Annotated in this window: 12 protein-coding genes; 5 read left to right on the top strand and 7 right to left on the bottom strand. The window is 44.1% G+C overall.

The window, feature by feature from the left end; genetic code table 11:
- Positions 1–380: 380 nt before the first annotated feature.
- Positions 381–710: an iron-sulfur cluster insertion protein ErpA gene (gene erpA, locus AC2SLM_RS00405; RefSeq protein WP_486539867.1), complete on the bottom strand. Its 330-nt coding sequence runs from the start codon at positions 708–710 to the stop codon at positions 381–383.
- 502 nt (positions 711–1,212) lie between these two features.
- On the opposite strand from erpA, the gene AC2SLM_RS00400 reads away from it, so the two are divergent.
- The 3 genes from AC2SLM_RS00400 to AC2SLM_RS00390 all read left to right on the top strand — a co-directional run bounded on the left by AC2SLM_RS00400 (position 1,213) and on the right by AC2SLM_RS00390 (position 5,047).
- A complete protein-coding gene (locus AC2SLM_RS00400) occupies positions 1,213–3,204 on the top strand; it encodes an ABC-F family ATP-binding cassette domain-containing protein (protein ID WP_486551284.1) in 1,992 nt (663 codons plus the stop codon).
- Between the two features lie 428 nt (positions 3,205–3,632).
- On the top strand, positions 3,633–4,658 hold the full coding sequence (locus tag AC2SLM_RS00395; protein ID WP_486551282.1) for a DnaJ C-terminal domain-containing protein: 1,026 nt from the start codon (positions 3,633–3,635) through the stop codon (positions 4,656–4,658).
- A 59-nt stretch (positions 4,659–4,717) separates the two neighbouring features.
- On the top strand, positions 4,718–5,047 hold the full coding sequence (locus AC2SLM_RS00390) for a chaperone modulator CbpM (RefSeq protein WP_486539877.1): 330 nt from the start codon (positions 4,718–4,720) through the stop codon (positions 5,045–5,047).
- A 112-nt stretch (positions 5,048–5,159) separates the two neighbouring features.
- On the opposite strand, the gene sstT is transcribed toward AC2SLM_RS00390, so the two are convergent.
- The 3 genes from sstT to AC2SLM_RS00375 form a co-directional block, all read right to left on the bottom strand.
- Positions 5,160–6,380, bottom strand: a complete 1,221-nt coding sequence (gene sstT, locus AC2SLM_RS00385) for a serine/threonine transporter SstT (protein ID WP_486551281.1) — start codon at positions 6,378–6,380, stop codon at positions 5,160–5,162.
- Between the two features lie 415 nt (positions 6,381–6,795).
- Entirely contained in the window at positions 6,796–7,272 is a 477-nt protein-coding gene (locus AC2SLM_RS00380; RefSeq protein WP_486551279.1) for a DNA polymerase III subunit chi, read from the bottom strand.
- A 42-nt stretch (positions 7,273–7,314) separates the two neighbouring features.
- Positions 7,315–8,955 carry a leucyl aminopeptidase gene (locus tag AC2SLM_RS00375; RefSeq protein ID WP_486551277.1) on the bottom strand — a complete coding sequence of 547 codons (1,641 nt, stop codon included), beginning with the start codon at positions 8,953–8,955 and terminating at the stop codon, positions 7,315–7,317.
- Between the two features lie 657 nt (positions 8,956–9,612).
- Here AC2SLM_RS00375 and AC2SLM_RS00370 point away from each other — a divergent pair.
- Positions 9,613–11,037, top strand: a complete 1,425-nt coding sequence (locus AC2SLM_RS00370; protein WP_486551275.1) for an LptF/LptG family permease — start codon at positions 9,613–9,615, stop codon at positions 11,035–11,037.
- Complete coding sequence (locus AC2SLM_RS00365; RefSeq protein ID WP_486551274.1) at positions 11,034–12,362, top strand: LptF/LptG family permease; 1,329 nt, start codon at positions 11,034–11,036, stop codon at positions 12,360–12,362. Before AC2SLM_RS00370 ends, AC2SLM_RS00365 begins: the two co-directional genes overlap by 4 nt.
- A 56-nt stretch (positions 12,363–12,418) precedes the next feature.
- Here AC2SLM_RS00365 and AC2SLM_RS00360 read toward each other — a convergent pair whose 3' ends face one another.
- From AC2SLM_RS00360 to AC2SLM_RS00350, 3 genes are all read right to left on the bottom strand, one after another.
- Positions 12,419–13,027 carry a class I SAM-dependent methyltransferase gene (locus tag AC2SLM_RS00360; RefSeq protein WP_486551273.1) on the bottom strand — a complete coding sequence of 203 codons (609 nt, stop codon included), beginning with the start codon at positions 13,025–13,027 and terminating at the stop codon, positions 12,419–12,421.
- Between the two features lie 93 nt (positions 13,028–13,120).
- Positions 13,121–13,819, bottom strand: a complete 699-nt coding sequence (locus AC2SLM_RS00355) for a phosphoglycolate phosphatase (protein ID WP_486551272.1) — start codon at positions 13,817–13,819, stop codon at positions 13,121–13,123.
- A gap of 44 nt (positions 13,820–13,863) precedes the next feature.
- Positions 13,864–14,364 (bottom strand): DUF4385 domain-containing protein, encoded by a 501-nt coding sequence (locus AC2SLM_RS00350; protein ID WP_486551270.1) that lies wholly within the window; start codon positions 14,362–14,364, stop codon positions 13,864–13,866.
- Between the last annotated feature and the right edge of the window lie 46 nt (positions 14,365–14,410).

Below are 14,410 nucleotides of genomic sequence, written 5' to 3'. Positions count from 1 at the left end.
GTCAGTCGCTATTATTAGTCGTTATATTCAGTAGATGTATAAGGGGGTTTTGCCAAAAAATAGTTACTAATTAAGCAGTTAAATTAGTGTAGCCTAAACCCATTAAAAAATCATGCGTGCTTACAAATGATAGTCAAATGGTTTCTATTTTATTCACACTCGAATAAAGGGTGGTTTGCAGCGCTCAAATAAGCAAAAGGCCGCTATATACTGATTAAATAGCGGCCATATCTATTTTGGCAATCCCTTTAGCGTCGTCCAAATTAGGCGGTACAAATAAAAATCGTATTATCAAAGAGCCATGTCATCAACGTACCGAGTTATCAATAGGTCAATCCATTAAACGCCCGTTAAATACTGGTAGCTTAGATCCGTGACAATTAGATAGAGAATGATGAGCCGCAGCCGCAAGTGGTTGTGGCATTAGGGTTAACGACAACAAAGCGCGCCCCTTCTAATCCTTCCGTATAATCAACCGTCGAGCCTTCTAAGTATTGGTAACTCAATGAATCAACCAATAAGGTCACATCTTCGTTTTCAAAGCGGGCATCTTCATCGCCCACTTCGTCAGCAAAGTTGAACCCGTAAGAGAAGCCTGAGCAACCGCCACCAGTGACGTATACTCGTAACATTAAATTGTTATCGCCTTCTTCTTCACGTAATTTGCGTACTTTTCTTGCCGCACTATCAGTTAAGGTAATGGTTGTCATAATATCCTCGTAAAGTACTAAACTTCACTTAACATAAAATCAACGGCTCGTTAAACCACGTCTTTGCAGTTAACAAAGCGCATCGGCTTAAAACAGAGTAAAATGGTCAGACCATGACCCGTGAGAACTGATTTTATGATTATTTAAATTATCGGTCATTCAGTATAGCATAATGAGGCATAATGCCTGATTTTCAACATTCTGTACGTCAATATAGATAACTATTTTTGTTTGTTTTATTTTAAAGTCGCTGTCATACCTTACGTTTAAGCCGAATATTAGCCGGACTAGGCCTGCTATTGAATAACAAAGCTTATATATGAGCGCACATCCCTATACAATACACCTAATATTGTCCTGATTTATATCCATTTTCTAAATACCTTTATTGAGAAAATTAAATTGAGAAACACCAATATAGTCAATGCCTTGCCAAGCAGACTGTATTGCCGATGTTCGTTTCTAAACCGATAACCATTAGCAAACCCAGAAGTGATAAACCATGATTGAATTTAATAAAGTTAGTGTTCGCCGTGATGGCCGAGTACTATTTTCAGACGCCACCTTTCAGATCCATCCTGGTCAAAAAGTAGGCTTAACTGGCAACAACGGAACTGGAAAATCCACCCTATTTGGGGTGATTTTGACCTATATGGGCGAGCATACCTCAGATGAGCTCACCATTGATGCTGGTAATATTAGTATCCCCAGTGGCTGGGATGTGGCGCATATGGCGCAGGAAGTAGAAGGCAGCAGCCAGCCTGCAATTGATTATGTGCTAAGCGGTGACAAAGAGTGGTATCAGATTAACCAAAAAATGATGGCGCCTGATGCGCTAAGCGATGATGAGATTGCCCAGTTATATCAGCGTTTTGACGATATTGATGGTTACCGTACCCCGACCACCGCAGCGCAAATTATGGCCGGCCTTGGTTTTAAAGCCAATCAACATGATTTACCAGTGAATGACTTCTCAGGTGGTTGGCGCATGCGTTTAAACCTTGCCAAAACCTTGATGAGCCGAGCTGATCTACTATTACTTGATGAGCCAACCAACCATTTGGATTTGGATGCCATCTTATGGTTAGAGGAATGGATTGCTAAATTTAATGGCACTGTACTGCTCATCTCGCATGATCAAACCTTCTTAGATGCGACCATTGGCTATATTTTGCACGTCGAAAATCAGCAAATGACCTTATACACCGGTAATTACACTCAATTTGTGCGTACCCGTAGTGAGCGTTTGGCTCAGCAGCAACAAGCCTTTGAGAAGCAGCAAGAGACCCGTGCACATTTAGAAGATTTTGTGCGTCGTTTCCGTGCCAAAGCCTCAAAAGCCAAGCAAGCACAAAGCCGCTTAAAACAGCTAGAGCGAATGGCGGATTTGTCACCGGTAATGGCAGACAATCCGTTCTCGTTCCAGTTTTATGAGCCGAGCCACATGAGCTCACCGCTTATCTCATTAAAGTCAGCAGACATTGGTTATAACGGTGTGCCGCTATTAACCAATACCAGTTTGCAAATTACCCCAGACACCCGTATCGGTTTACTCGGTATGAATGGTGCTGGTAAATCGACATTAATTAAAGCGTTAGTGGGCGAGCTTGAGCCGATGAGCGGCAGCTATAAAGTATCGGACACATTGCATATTGGTTACTTTAACCAGCATCAAATGGACAGCTTGGATGCCGAAGCGACGCCAATGATTATGATGCGCCGTATTGCTGGCAAGACCTCCGATGCCGAACTGCGTTCATTCTTGGGTAGCTTTGATTTCCGCGGTGATCGCATTGATACGCCAAGTAAACTGTTCTCAGGTGGCGAGCGTGCACGATTGACCTTAGCGCTTATTGTGTGGCAAAAACCGAACGTCTTAGTACTCGATGAGCCAACCAACCATTTAGATTTGCAAATGCGCCAAGCATTGACTATGGCACTTCAAGGTTTTGCCGGCGCCGTGGTTCTGGTATCGCATGATCGTGAACTGATTGCTAACGTGTGTGATGAGCTATATCTGGTACATGATGGCAAGCTGCAAGAATTTGATGGCGATGTGTCAGATTACGGCAAGTGGCTATCTGAGCAGCGTAAATCAGACGCCAAAGAAGCAGCAAAAGAGACCCGTGATGCCAAAAGCGCACAGGCGACCGCTGATAAAAAAGCGGAAGAGGCCAGAAAAGCGGCTGCTGCCAAAGCCGCTGAGGACAATCAGTTGACTAAAGAAGAGCGCCGTAAATTAGCCGCCGAGCAGCGCAAACTGACCGCGCCAATTCGTAAGCGTATTGAAGTGGCTGAAAAGCAGTTAGATAAATTAAACGTTAGCTTGGCTGATTTAGAAGAAAAGCTGGCCGATACATCGCTGTATGATGATGACCGTAAAGATGAGCTATTAAAGCTGCTTGACGAACAGGCCACTTTGCAGCAAAAACAGGCGGAGCAAGAAGAGGTTATGCTTAACGCAATGACTGAGCTCGAGCAGTACGACGCTTAAAATAGCCTAACTAGGGCGTGTCCGCAATTCGTACGATTACATTTAAATGGGCTAAAAATAGCTAAATCTTGTCATACTGCCTCAAATAACGGGTAAATATCTCGATATTTACGGCATTGCTTTCTTTGTCTGACTGCGATTTATCTTATTTTTATTACCATTTTTAAAATGAGGACACGCCCTATAATGACTTGTTATCAACACGAGCCTACCTATGTAGGCTCTTTTTTTGTTTAAATGGGCTTAAATTGAGGCTAACACAGTCAAAATCAGTAACTACAATAGCCCTTTATCGACCTAATATTAAAGTTTTATTAACGCAGCACCACAAAAAATATGAACAACCACCCGTGAAATATGAGTTAATAACCCTTATATAGACAGACATGTAAACGTAACTCTTTGGACCGCTTAAAAGGATAATAACAATGGCAGATAAAAGTTTTTATGACGTTTTGGGTGTCAGCAAAGATGCCACAGAACAAGAAATTAAAAAAGCGTACCGAAAGCTTGTGCGTAAATATCATCCTGACGTGAGCGACGTTAAGGATGCTGATGAAAAAATCGCTGAGATTAACAATGCCTATGAGACGCTAAGAGACAAAGACAAGCGTGCAGAATATGATGCTATGCAGTCTAACCCATTCGCCGGTGCAGGCGGTGGTTTTGGTGGTGCAGGCGGCTTTGGCAGTGGTGGCAGCACTCAAGGTGGCTTTAGATGGGAAGACATCAAAGATCAGTTCGGTGAGGGCGCCCCATTTGGTAGTGGCAGCTTCCGCTTTGATGATATTTTCTCAGCATTTGGTGCCGGCCGTGCACAATCTAGCCGTCAATCGACACAATCAGGCTTTGATGGATTTGACCACTTCGGTGGTGCTTATGCCGATACCGGACCTGCGCCGGGTCAGGATCAACATGCCGAGATTAATGTCTCATTAGAGTCTGTATATAAAGGCGATGACTATAGCATTAAATTAAACGTACCGACTCGACAAGCCAATGGTAGCGTTACTCACGAACAAAAGACGCTAAAAATAAAAGTGCCAAAAGGCATCACCGAAGGCAAGCAAATTCGCCTAAGTGGGCAGGGTGCGGCAAGTTATACCGGTGGTAAAAATGGTGATTTGTTCTTAAAAGTTGTCATTGATCATGCCGACAATATTCGTTTAGAAGGGGCCGATGTGTACCAAACTGTCAATATTACCCCTTGGGAGGCAGCGCTGGGTGAGAAGATTAACGTCAGCACGCCGGCCGGTACATTGGGTGTGTCTATTCCTAAGAACAGCAAATCAGGCAATCATTTGCGTATTAAAGGAAGAGGTATTCCGGCTAAGCAAGCAGGTGACTTGTACCTGACACTGAATATCGTCAATCCAGAGATTACCAGTGACGCTCAAAAAGAGGCTTTTGAGGCATTAAAAGCCAGTTTTGCTGAGACCAATATTCAGCGCTGATAGCGTCAATAGATGTACTGATGCCACCATAAAAATAAAAGTATAAGAGGACAGTTATCATGCAACATTCAAATGAGTTTAATGATCTGGTCATGACCTTAGATGAGCTAATCGCCGCCTGTGGTCAAGAGCCAACCTGGGTGATGTCATTAATTGAAGAAAATGTAATTGAATATGATGTGCCTGAGACGCAGCAATTTACGGGCTATCAATTAGCGATAGTACGCCGTGCGTCACGTTTAAGCCGTGACTTTGATGCCAGTGTGCCGGCAATCGGGCTGATTTTAGAGCTGCTCGATGAAGTAGAGCAGCTGCGTCAATATAAGCGTCAACAAGAAGCAGCGACGCATTGTGTGTATACTATCGAAGTCGATATGCAACAAAAATAAGCGCTCGTGTTTAAACGAAGCGTTATTGATTTGCAGCCAATAAAAACCTCAGTATCTTTGGATACTGAGGTTTTTTAATGTGACTTTTTAGGGTCTACGGCTTAACAATGGTTTAAGCAGGTTGATTTTTCATCACTGGATCAGCCGCTGCAGTGAATAACACGTCAGTTGACGAGTTAAGCGCTGTTTCTGCAGAATCCTGTACCACACCAATAATAAAGCCGATAGCAACCACTTGCATCGCCATATCGTTCGGAATATTAAACAAGCTACAAGCCAGTGGAATCAATAGCAATGAACCACCTGCTACACCAGAGGCACCACAAGCAGCGACTGTCGCTACCACACTGAGCAGTAATGCTGAACCGAAGTCGACGGGCACACCTAAGGTATGTGCTGCCGCTAAAGTCAGCACGTTAATGGTAATCGCAGCACCGGCCATATTGATGGTCGCGCCTAGTGGTAGAGTTACCGAATAAGTGTCTTCATGCAGACCTAAATCAGCCGCTAGTTTCATGTTAACAGGAATGTTGGCTGCTGATGAACGGGTGAAGAAGGCAGTGATACCTGATTCACGTAGGCATCTAAATACTAGTGGGTATGGATTGCGGCGGATATTAAAGGCCACAATAATTGGGTTCACCACTAAAGCGATGAACAACATACAGCCAACCAAGATAGTTAGCAGACGTGCGTAACCCATTAGAGCATCAAAGCCTGTTTCGGCAACAGTATTTGCCACTAGACCTAAGATACCAATTGGCGCAAAGGCAATGACAAAGCGAACCACGCTTGAGATGGCGTCTGATAAGTCAGATACCATGGTGCGCGTTGATTCAGAAGCTTTACGTAGCGCAAAACCGATAATCACGGCCCACGCCAAGATGCCCATATAGTTGGCATTAGCGATGGCATTAACTGGGTTATCAACCAAATTCATGAGTAAGGTGGTCAATACTTCTTTTAGGCCAGATGGCGGCGCGCGGTCTGCAACCGCTTCGATAGTGGTTAAACCGATGAGCTCGGTTGGGAATAAAAAGCTGGCTGACACAGCCGTTAACGCTGCGAGGAAGGTGCCAAACACGTACATAACCAGTACTGGCTTGACATGAACCTTGCCGCCGCTTTGATGTTGGCTAATGGCTGCCATCACCAGAATAAATACTAAGATAGGGGCAACCGCTTTTAACGCACCCACGAATAAAGTACCTAATAGTCCTAAGGCGATACCGACTGAGGGTACAAGCCAGCCTATTAAGACACCAAGCACCAGCCCAATAATAATAAGGGGAACTAATCCGATGCGTTGATACAGGTCAATAATGGCTCTCATAAGCACTCCGTGCAATGAGTTACTCACGATGAGTAACGATAATAATTTAAAAAAGTACACAAAAGCAGGCAGAGCCTCTGCTTTGCTTTGAGTAAGGGAATAGAAAAAGATAGGATAACGCGTATCAATGCCGTCAAAAAGAGGTCTCAAACGCAGAAATGGTGCGGGAGGTAGGCAAGAGTTATAAGGTAGAACCTTAGCGTACTATCAATTTGATAATTTGATTATACAAAAGATAACTTCATCTGCAAGAAATAAGTAAAAATTAGCCTGACCTATAACGATTGGTTAATTAAAGACCAGAGGGTTTTTGCTGCTTTACTGAGAGGTTAACGGATAGACGATGCCTTAGATTGGCTTATTATTTTGATAAGAAGCGACTAAGTTTTTGAAATAATTAGAATAATCGTAATGATTAAATCGAATAGTGAATAAGCTCAAAGCCTAAATTCTGATAAATGCGGTATTTATCACGGCCTTGTTGTTTACTTATTTCATCTGGAGTGATGATTTCCAATACCCGTTCAGGTAGGCTGCTGTTGTTTTTTAACGGCAAAGCTGCTGCGGCTAAATTCAGAACCACGCCATCGAAGTTATCAGGTAGGCTCGGCATTAACGTCACCGGTGCAGATAACATATTAGCGCTAATCGGTCCCTCCTCAATTAAATTATGAGGTACAAAACTGCTGGGATTAAAGTCCCATAACCGAGTATCAAGCTGCTTTAAGCGCTCAACCTTATCATCGACCACGACCAAGCTATAGTCACTTTTTTTGAGTACCGTTTCGGTCAATTTGCAGACAAAATTAAGCACCGCCTCAGCATCAACGGCTGCAGCGGTGTTAGAACTATCGGACGAATGAGCGTTTTGAGTGGCAGCGACCGAGGTCATAAAGCGCTCACTCAAAACGTAAAAACTAATTTGCATCAGTATTTACTGATTAGCCATATTTTTTAGATACTGCATAAATAGTGGTACAGGACGACCGGTTGCCCCTTTGTCTTTACCTGACTTCCAAGCGGTACCTGCGATGTCTAAATGCGCCCAAGCTTGACCTTCTTCAATAAAGCGCGATAAGAAGCAAGCAGCGGTCACAGCACCGGCTGCACGGCCACCGATATTTTGGATATCAGCGATTGGAGAGTCGATTTGAGTTTGATACTCATCGTCCATTGGCATGTGCCAGATAAGATCGCCTGACTGATCACTGGCGTTTTCTAATTCGAATAATACGTCTTCATTGTTACTAAATACCGCAGAGCGCACATGACCCAGTGCAATCACGCAAGCGCCGGTTAATGTCGCTACATCAATAATAGCGCGTGGGTTGTAGCGCTGTACGTAACATAAAGTATCGGCCAGTACCAAACGGCCTTCCGCATCTGTGTTTAAAATCTCAACACTCTTACCATTCATCGCTTTCACGATATCGCCAGGACGAGTCGCTTCACCTGATGGCATGTTTTCTGCACAAGCTAATGCACCCACAACATTGATAGGCAGGCGTGCTTCACATAAGGCTTTAATGGTACCTAATACAGATGCTGAACCGCCCATATCAAATTTCATCTCATCCATAGCCGCGCCAGGCTTGATAGAGATACCGCCTGAATCAAAGGTTACGCCTTTACCCACTAAAACGATAGGCGCATCATCGGTGTTGTTAGTAGCGGCTTTGGTCGCTTTTTTGGTTTTGGCTTTGGTTGGTAGCTTTTCTGCCACAACTTTTAGGTTGCTGGCGAGCGTGTCTGCAAGGCCGACGCTTGGCACATCACTGGCAATGTTAGATTTGCCTTGATATTCCATAATGACCAATTGACCTTCACGTGCTGAGCCACGTGCCACAGATAAAAAGCAGTTCATACCCAGCGCTTCCATCTTTTTCTCGCCCAGTACAGTCACTTTTAATAAGTCAGGGTATTTTGCTGCAAGTGCTTTGGCTTGTTCTGCCATATAAACTGGGAAACAAACGTTACCAGGCTCGTTCGCCACATCACGTGCCAGTGACTGACCGCTATGAACCGCAGTGGCATAATCCACATCTGCTTGTTTGATAGACTGAGATAGGATGTTTATTTGGGTTAATGAAGGTTTGCTTTGCTCTGATTTGTATTTATCAAAACGATAGCTTGCGTTTAATAGCTCTAGTGCAAACTGATGTAGCGCGTCGTCTGATAAATCGTCACCAACGGCAAGCGTTAGCTCACTAACACGCTTTTGCGCAGCGTTGTATAACGCAGTGGTGATTTTTTGAATGGTGCTGTTACTTAGTTTGTCTGTATTGCCTACGCCCACTAGTAATAATTGTAGTGGCGCTTTTTTGTTGTCTGCTGCTAAGGCGAAGTCAGCGGTAATATCGCCAGCTTTACCTTTAAAATCAGCCGCTGCAATTAAGGCTTCAATACGAGGCAGATACGCATCTAATGTGCCATCATTTGGGCCAAGAAGGTGGCCGTTTTCATCAACCAAGACCGCTAGGCATTGTGATTTCAGATTCGTAGCCGTCGATTTTTTTAGTAATTTTTTGGCAGTAGGTTTTGGTAGGCTATTGGTAACTGTCAGGGTTAAACTCATGATAATTCCTCTTTTTTATTTATGACGGTTTATTAATCCGGCTATTTAAGGGTTATTGAAACGGTGGGTAAACAGGTCTTTATTGTTATGGCAATTATTTAGCTATTCGATCAATAGCTCTTTATCGTATGCAAATTTACCTATCTTACTTACGCAAATAAACAACACAATAGGTAGAGCGCTATAGAATGATTAAAAATTAAAAGTTAGACGCCAATTTACTCAGTTATTTAGCACGGCATGGGCCTGTTATTAGGGGATTATTAATAAAGGCCGAAAGTCGGCTTATTAAAGGGCCATAGTCTAGCATATAGATACTCGTAGCAACATTGCTAACCTATGCTAAGTAGAATCATGCTAGGATATACAGCCATATCTTACACCGAATATCGCTATCATCACGACAATGCTTACGATTATAATACGCCAGTGTTATGTTGCCATAAAGTTGATGTTGTGGAATGATAATCGGCCGTAGTAGGGTAGGGGTAAACTGCCTCTACAAAGGCTATTTATGGCAGGATAATCAAATGAGGTTCATCCGTGATAACGCTTCGCTTTGATAGCTGATTTAATTAAAATGACAATAATCGTATATTTAACCCTATTCCATCCTCCTTTTATAATTTGAGTTTGCCTGTGATTTTACGCCGATATATGACCCGACAAGTCGCCTCAACCACCGCATTGGTACTGGGGTTTTTGCTGGTGCTGCTATTAGGCGGACGCATGATTCGCTATTTCGGTATCGCAGCAGAAGGGCGCCTTGATGTGGGGCTGTTGTTTGCCATTATTGGCTACAATTTACCCTACTTTTTAGAGTTGGTATTACCGCTGTCCTTTTTTATTGGCTTAATGCTGGTATTTGGTCGTCTGTATGTCGATCATGAAATGGCGGTACTAAATAGTAGTGGTATCTCGCGCGGACGTTTGGCTCGGCTGATTATTCCATTGATTTTGGCGTTGTTTGTTGCCGAAGCCGGTCTGTCTTTATTTGGCAAACCATGGGGCGTCAGAAACTCAGATAATATTTGGCAGCAGCAGTCGATTAGTAGCGCCTTTGACTTGATTCGTCCGAAGTCATTTATTAGCAGTGATGATTATCATCTGTATGTCGGTTCTATGAATAAGGATAGAACGGAGCTACAAGACGTTATTCTAATTCAGACTGCCGATGAGTCTGGTACCACCAATAGTACTGTTGATGACACCATAGAGGCACCGGTTGATGCTCAGACGATTGAGAAAGAGATGAGTCGAGTGGTGTCAGAGGATATGCCGGCAAGTGCAGAGGCTGATAGTGAAGATAAACCGCTGCAAGAAGACCAGATGACCACCATTATGGCCAATCCTATGGCGGCGCAGCAAAGAGCTCAAAATGGATCAGATAATGACATACCTCGCGATACCATTGTACTGGCAAAGCGTGCGATTCAGGTTAAGGGTAGCGAGGAGAGCAATCGCACTCAGTTAGATTTATTGCAAGGTCGCCGCTATCAAGTGGGTGCCGATAGCTTGGTCTACAATCAGGTCAGCTTTGAGCGTTATCGTATCAGTATCGACAGACCGCCAAGCGATGTGATTACTGAGGATAATGTTACTACCCAAACACTGCCTGTATTATGGCGTGTGGCCACTGGGCGCTCATTACCGGTGATGAATAGTGAAACCGCTGAAGGTGGTGAATCAGCGCCAGTGACGCCAACAGAGCAAGAGATTCTACCGGCACAAGCAGAGCTGGGTTATCGCTTGGCACTGCCATGGCTGATACTGATTGCCCCGATGTTAGCAGTACCGCTAGCACAAGTAAGGCCTAGGCAGGGACGCTGGTTAAGACTGCTACCGGCCATTATGATTTTTACAAGCTGTGCACTGGTGATTATCTCGCTAAAAAGCGCAGTCGCTAAAGGCACTATGCCAGTCTGGGTCAATGCGCTGGCAATCGTCGCCTTTGTTCTATTAGCACTGTATCTAAACTGGGCAAGCCGTATTCGTCACAGAGTTCGCTTTAACCTAGAGCAGCGGGCACAACAAGCAAATAAAGGCAATAATGATGAGACAACAAGCGGAGGCCGGTCATGATTAAAAAACGCTCTGACCACGCTACTGCACCGACCGGTGTTAAGTCAGGTCAAATACTGTCACGCTATGTAAAAAAGAACGCATTATTGGCCATGCTGTTTGCGGTATTGGGCTTGTGGGGATTGCAGCTAATCTTCGCTTATTTAGAGCAGTTAGAAAAGTTCAATGATACTTACACCTATGTCGACGCTCTAAAATACATTGCCTATCGCTCGCCTTACTTTTTAGAGCAATTTACCCCGACTGGTGCCTTGTTAGGCGCTGTTATTGGTCTAGGTTTGCTTGCGAATAATTCAGAGTTGGTGGTGATGCGTGCCGCCGGTCTAAGTATTTATCGTATAGTAGGCTGGGTGTTACAGCCGGCGTTTATCTTTGTAATTATCGCCTTATTAGTTAACCAATATGTGTTGCCACAAACCAATCTAAAAGCCAGTCAAATCCGCAAACCGGATACCGCTTTATTGGCCTCGGTCAATGGCTATTGGACCTTGCAAGATGCGCCAGATAGAGTCGATGACTCTGGCAATATCGGCCATAACATCCTATATATCGATTATGCGGATGCGAACGGTAATATCGGCACGGTTAAACGTTGGCACCTTGATGGCGATAACAACCTAACAGCAGTCTCTAAAGCGACTGACGGCACTTATTTGCCGCATACGGATACCCAGATAGCAGCAGCACAGAAGCACGCATCAGACGATGATTCAGCACGCATCAATCATCAATGGCAATTAAATAACGTCACCACTTTGCAATTGGCAGAGCGCGCGTCTGTTTCCAATGCTGCATCAACCATTAATACTGAAGTAGCAGAGGGGTCATCGCAACTTGGGCCTGCGCCGCAAAGTAGAGCAATGCAGTCTAGCAATATTATTCTAAATAATGAGCCGCTAGTAACGCAGCAAGGCATCAAGAGTGACATCATCACCTTGCCATTATCGCCAAGCTCGGTATATCTATTGACTCGCCGTGCAGAAGACTTGTCGCTGACCCAATTGTATGAGCACAAGCGCTTCAATGCGTCGCAAGGCACACGCTCTTTAGAGCACGAAGTGGCATTTTGGCAGAAATTATTGTCACCGTTTGCCATTTTGTCATTGGTAATTGTTGCCTGTTCGTTTGTATTTGGCTCATTACGTACGCACAGCTTAGGATTACGTATCGTGGTGGCCTTAGTATTTGGATTATTCTTTAGCTACATGCAGGATTTAACCAGTTTTGTAGCGTTAGCAACTGGCTTCTCGCCATTATTGATGGTGTTATTACCTATCATTGGTAGTGCGCTATTTGGTTTTTATTTGATCAGACGCCAAGGCTAATTTACCTTTAGCGTTAGAATAAAAGAAGCCCCGTCTTAATTAAGACGGGGCTTCTTTTATTCTTTAATAGCACGGGTAATGGTATAGGTTTTACCCTGTTTTACTTTATCGGCATTACCAAATACTTCGGTAAATGCCCGTTTCATAAACTGGCGTAGACCATTAATTGTCACCACATAAAAACGGCCACCGGTACGCAGTTTGCTGTAGGCATCTAGTAAATATAAATAATGCTGCTCTTTACCCACTTTGGCAGGCAAGTTCGACATCACGAGACTAAAGTCTTTATTGGGGTCGACATGGTTAAAACCATTAGACAGATGCACATCAACATTGCTTAAGCCATTTTTCTCGCAGTTACGGCGCGCATATTCTACTGCCATAAAGTCTTTATCAATCAGCGTATGCTTCCCTTGAGGGCATTCGCGTGCTGCTGTCATGCCAAGCACGCCATAGCCACATCCCAAATCGATTGAGTCATCATCACTTTGGAAATCAACATGATCTAATAGCATTAGACTGCCGGCATCAAGCTTCTCTGGTGAGAAAATCCCCCAGGTGGTAGTGAAATGCATTGGCGTACCAAGCACGTCTTGGGTAAAGGCGATATCTTCGCGCCAGTGTTTGGCTTTGTCTAATAAATCAGCAGGGGGTCTGTGAGTCATGGTAATGCCTTAATTTAAATTTGAAAGGACGATAAAGTTGTAATAGCAAAAAGCTTAAAGGGTATAAAGCTATTATTGATAACAGGTAGACAGTTATTTAGAGCCGTGTTCAATAATCCAATCTACCAAGCTTTGGAAATCATCAAAAGCAGCGGTAGGATTAAGCTTGCGAATATCTTGGCCGTAATTATACCCGTAAGACAGCCCAAGTGTGTCCATCTTGGCATTTTGACCCGCTAAAATATCATTTTTTGAGTCGCCAATCATTACCGCCTTATCAGGAGTCACGCCAAGTTTATCGCAGACATAAAGTAGCGGTTCAGGGTCAGGCTTTTTGGTTGGTAAGCTATCACCGCCGAGTACTTGCTCGAATAAATCCTGCCAGCCAAAACTCTCTAGAATCTTTGGTACAAAGCGAATGGGCTTATTGGTCACTAAAGCAAGCTTAAATCCAGCTTGCTTTAACTGTTTTAGACCGCTATCCACATTCGGGTAGGCGACCGTCTTACTGCCGCTAATTTGCTTGTAGGCATCGAAGAAGACTTGTTCGGCATGGTCAGCCTCATCTTGGCTTAATTGGCCCTCTACGACGTTTACATTACCAACTAGCGCACGCTCTACCAGCATCCTTGAGCCATTGCCGACCCAGTTACGGATGGTATCAATAGGGTAGGTCGGTTTGCCCAAGGTAGCCAGCATATTATTCACCGCATCGGCCAAGTCTGGCACGCTGTCTATTAAAGTCCCATCAAAATCAAAGATCAGAAGTTGTTTCGGACTCGTATTGGTCATGGTGATAGTCCTTAGATTAAGTTTGTTGAATAGATTCTATGACTTTATTCGATGTCCTTATATTTTTCGCGGTGTTCTTTTTTCATTTTCAGATAGGTCTCATTGGCGCGGCACAAATCCCACTTTTGTTTAAAGATACGGGCCGACTCCGCTTTAACCGGATCTTCCTCGTCACGAGGTAGCTCGTCACGTCCATGTGCGCCGCTTTGACCTTTCTTGTCATCGGGGACAGGACCTTTGTATTTTTTGCCACCTTTATGATTGGCGTAGCGGCGGGCGCGGGTATAGCCCATTTGTAAGAACTTGCGCGCCATATCAGCACCGACAAAATCATCCTTGTCTAAATAATCCAAAAACATCTGATAGATTTTTTCGCTACTCTCAGTGGCTATATCCGGTGTGGCAAATCGCCAATGCGGTAAAATCTCGGATTTGTAAGGTTCAACCAGTAACACCCCTTGCTCACCACGGCCGACCCGATACAGTTCAGGATGTTCACGTAAATTAAGATTTTTATAATCGAGGTCGTAATCGAACTCTCGCATTCATGATACTCCTGCATGGCTTATAGTCGGCAATTTAAGCTTGTGA

It is taken from the genome of Psychrobacter sp. CX16, assembly GCF_057396245.1.
The sequence above is the reverse complement of the archived record's forward strand: the minus strand, read 5'-3'. Positions and strand labels throughout refer to the sequence as shown.